The sequence below is a fragment of the Rhodococcus sp. O3 genome, assembly GCF_048897285.1.
In the GTDB taxonomy this organism is placed as follows: Bacteria; Actinomycetota; Actinomycetes; order Mycobacteriales; family Mycobacteriaceae; genus Rhodococcus.
Genome location: NZ_JBMBTE010000281.1, coordinates 1 through 2,192 on the forward strand (window position 1 = coordinate 1; position 2,192 = coordinate 2,192).

Below are 2,192 nucleotides of genomic sequence, written 5' to 3' on the forward strand. Positions count from 1 at the left end.
CTTGCCTGATTAGGGCAGCCTTCCCTACAATCATGGTCGTCGCCTACTGTCGGACCGCGCCGGAGTCCTGAGGGCTGCAGAGACTCCCGGTCCTTCCCACGGCGGGCCCCGCACACCCTGCGGGGCCCGCCGGATCCTTTTCCGGGCCCGCACCGCCCGCGCGCCCCGGCACCGTCGCGCACCGGCGGGCGCCTACCATCCGACAGGACAGGCCGAGAAGCCAGAACGGCCGAGACGACGACGGAGACCCCATGACCGAACAGCTCACCCCCGATCCCGCCGCCACCACCGACGCGAACAACGTCGGCTTCGGTACCGCGCTCGGACTCGAATTCGTCGAAACCGGCCCGGACCGGGTGGTGGCGCGCTGGACGGTGACCCCGAGCCACCACCAGCCCTACGGCATCGTGCACGGCGGGGTGTACTGCGCGGTCATCGAAACGGTCGCGAGCATCGCCGGCGCCCTGTGGTTCGGCGACCGCGGCAACGTCGTCGGCGTCAACAACAACACCGACTTCCTGCGCGCCACCCGCGAGGGCGTGCTCACCGCGACCGGCACACCGCTGCAGCGCGGCCGCACCCAGCAGCTGTGGCAGGTCGCGATCACCGACGAGCAGGACCGCACGGTCGCCCACGGGCAGGTGCGCCTGGCCAACATCGCCGACGCCGACCGCATCGGCCACTAGGACACGGCTTCCCGGCTCGGGCACCGGCGGTGCCCGAGCCGGTTCGGCGTCAGCCGGCCTCGCGGGCCGACCCGGAGCCGCCCTTCTCGATCTCGGCCGCCGCCGCCTCGGCCGCCTCGGTGTGCTCCCGGAGCCGGTCGATCGCGATCCGCGCGAACACCTGCTGCTCGGTCGCGGCCATCTCGTTGCGGCCGGTGGACAAGAACGCCTGCGCCCACGACAGCAACGTCGACAGCTTCGACGAGAACCCCACCAGATACAGCAGGTGGATGAACAGCCACGCGATCCAGCCGATGAACCCGCTGATCTCGAGCTTGCCGACCTTCGCGACCGCGCTGAACCGCGAGATCGTCGCCATCGAGCCCTTGTCGAAGTAGTGGAACGGCTTGCGCTGCGCCGGATCCTGCCCGTGCAGGCCCGCCACGATCTGCTGCGCGGCGTACTTGCCGCCCTGCATCGCCACCTGCGCCAGCCCCGGCAGGTTGTCCAGCGCCATCATGTCGCCGATGACGAACACGTTCGGGTGCCCCGGCAGCGTCAGGTCGGGCTGCACCTGGACGCGACCGGCCCGGTCGATGCCGGCGCCGGACTGCTCGGCCAGCTGCTTGCCGAGCGGGCTCGCCGCCACCCCGGCCGACCACACCTTGCACTGCGACTCGATGCGCCGTTCGGTGCCGTCCTTGTCCTTGACGGTCAGCCCCTCGGCGTCGACGCCGGTGACCATCGCGCCCAGCTGGATCTCCACCCCGAGCCGCTCGAGTGTCTTGCGGGCCTTGCGGCTGAGCTTGCCCCCGTACACCGGCAGCACGTCCGGGGCGCCGTCGAGCAGCACCACCCGCGCCTCGGTCGGATCGATGTGCCGGAACGCGCCCTTGAGGGTGCGGCGCGACAGTTCGGCGATCTGCCCGGCCAGCTCCACCCCGGTGGGGCCGGCGCCGACGACCACGAACGTCAGCAGCCGCGTGCGCTCGTCGTGGTCGTCGGACAACTCGGCCTGCTCGAACGCCCCGAGGATGCGGCCGCGCAGTTCGAGCGCGTCGTCGATGGTCTTCATACCGGGCGCGAATTCGGCGAAATGGTCGTTGCCGAAGTAGGACTGACCGGCACCCGCGGCGACGATGAGGCTGTCGTATTCGGTGACGGTGACCCGGTCCAGGAATCGGGAGGTGACCGTCTGCGCGTCGATGTCGATCGATTCGACCTCCCCGAGCAGCACCTGCGCGTTCTTCTGCTTGCGCAGCACCATGCGGGTGGCCGGGGCGATGTCGCCGACGGACAGGATGCCGGTGGCCACCTGGTAGAGCAGCGGCTGGAACAGGTGGTGGCTGGTGCGGGCGATCAGCACGACGTCGACATCCGCGCGTTTGAGGGCTTGGGTGGCGAACAGCCCACCGAATCCGGATCCGATGACCACGACCCGATGACGACCCGACCCGACCGGCTGGATGCTCATCTGATGCTCCCTCGACGTCTGTCAGTGACCGGGCCGATCCGTGCCGGCGCGGT

At 70.3% G+C, this 2,192-nt stretch carries 2 protein-coding genes; one reads left to right on the forward strand and one right to left on the reverse strand.

Annotated elements, in window-relative coordinates; translation table 11 throughout:
• Positions 1-251: 251 nt before the first annotated feature.
• Entirely contained in the window at positions 252-686 is a 435-nt protein-coding gene (locus ACN675_RS28915) for a PaaI family thioesterase (protein WP_420754077.1), read from the forward strand.
• A 49-nt stretch (positions 687-735) separates the two neighbouring features.
• Here the strand turns inward: ACN675_RS28915 and ACN675_RS28920 are convergent, their stop codons facing one another.
• The gene (locus tag ACN675_RS28920) at positions 736-2,139 is read right to left on the reverse strand and encodes an NAD(P)/FAD-dependent oxidoreductase (RefSeq protein ID WP_420754078.1); all 1,404 of its coding nucleotides are present in this window, start codon (positions 2,137-2,139) and stop codon (positions 736-738) included.
• Positions 2,140-2,192 lie beyond the last annotated feature (53 nt).

Excerpts from the sequence above, each read along its gene's own strand:
- ACN675_RS28915 (WP_420754077.1), top strand. The coding sequence starts at position 252 with ATGACCGAACAGCTCACCCCCGATCCCGCCGCCACCACCGACGCGAAC.
- ACN675_RS28920 (WP_420754078.1), bottom strand. The coding sequence starts at position 2,139 with ATGAGCATCCAGCCGGTCGGGTCGGGTCGTCATCGGGTCGTGGTCATC.